Origin of the sequence: Cellulosimicrobium composti (genome assembly GCF_010287905.1) — a bacterium.
Taxonomy (GTDB): Bacteria; Actinomycetota; Actinomycetes; order Actinomycetales; family Cellulomonadaceae; genus Cellulosimicrobium; species Cellulosimicrobium composti.
Genome location: NZ_JAAFAN010000147.1, coordinates 1 through 1,165, shown reverse-complemented (window position 1 = coordinate 1,165; position 1,165 = coordinate 1). Strand labels below are relative to the sequence as shown.

General features: G+C 75.0%; 1 protein-coding gene. It reads right to left on the bottom strand.

Going from position 1 to position 1,165, the window contains the following annotated elements; translation table 11 throughout:
- Positions 1 to 155: 155 nt before the first annotated feature.
- Entirely contained in the window at positions 156 to 884 is a 729-nt protein-coding gene (locus tag GYH36_RS19945) for a lytic polysaccharide monooxygenase (protein WP_034604948.1), read from the bottom strand.
- Between the last annotated feature and the right edge of the window lie 281 nt (positions 885 to 1,165).

Sequence of the window (1,165 nt, the reverse complement as noted above, 5' to 3'; positions counted from 1 at the left end):
CCGGGGCCCCCACCTACGCGCGCGCGCCCACAACTCCCCGGCCGGCGCGTCGGGGGCGGCCCCCCCCCCCGCCCCCCCCCCCCCGCCCGCCCCGGGGGCCCACCGCCGCGCCCGGGAGGACGCGCCGGTCGGCCGCTGACGCGGTCCAGGTCGGGTCAGCAGGCGCCGAGGTCCTTCCAGACGCCCCACTGCCCGCTCTGCGCGGGGTTCTCGCCCGTCGTCCACCACTTGGCCTGGTAGTTCCGGCCGTCGTGGGAGACGTTCGCGCCGCCGAGGTAGACGGCGCTCGCGGACCACGCGGGCGCGGTGCACTCGCCCGGCTCGGGGTCGGTGGGCTCCGGGTCCGGGTCGCCCGGGTCCGTGCCGCCGCTGCCGATCGTGAGGTCGACGCAGTTGTAGAACGCGTTCACCGTGTTCGACACGTTCCAGCGCGCGAGGATCGTGTGGTTGCCCTGGGGCAGGCCCGTGAGCGTGTGGGAGATGTTGCTCGGCGGCTGCGCCCCGTTCTGGTTGAACGTCTTGAACAGCACGCCGTCGACGAAGTACTCCCACGTGCTCGTGTTGTGCGCCGCGGTGAGCTTCCACTGGAACGTCACCGTGGTGCCGGTCTGCGTGCGCGGCCACGGCTTGCTCGTGTCGTCGAGGATCGTGAACCCGCTGCCGCCCGAGCACTTCATCGAGCCCTTGGGCGCCTCGACGGACTGGGGCTCGTACTTGATCGAGCCGCAGTCGAACGACGTCGTCCCCTTCGCGCAGTGGTCCTGCCGGCTCGGCGGGGACGTGATCCAGCCGTGGGCGCTGGCGCTCGGGGCGACCGCCACGGGCGCGATGATCGCGACCGCGCCGACGACCGCTGCCAGGAGTACCGCTCTCAGTCTTCGCATGACGTGTCTCGCTCTCCATCCGGTGGTGCATGGGTCCATGCGGCGCGCTTCGTCGCGGGCCGCTCTCGGATCGGGCTCGGTTGACGCTACGAAACGTCAGGAGTGCGGACAATTGGGCAAAGCCCGTACGTGCTTCCGCGTAGCGGCGCCGCCGTGGGGTCGCGGACAGCACGACGGCGGGGGGGCCGCCCCGGGGGGGGGGGGGGCCGGCGGGGGGGGGGGGGGGGGGGGCGCGGCGCGCGCGGGGGGGGGGGGGGGGCCGGGCGCGGGGGGGGGGGGGG

Coding starts and splice junctions, on each gene's coding strand:
- GYH36_RS19945 (WP_034604948.1), bottom strand. CDS start 884: ATGCGAAGACTGAGAGCGGTACTCCTGGCAGCGGTCGTCGGCGCGGTC.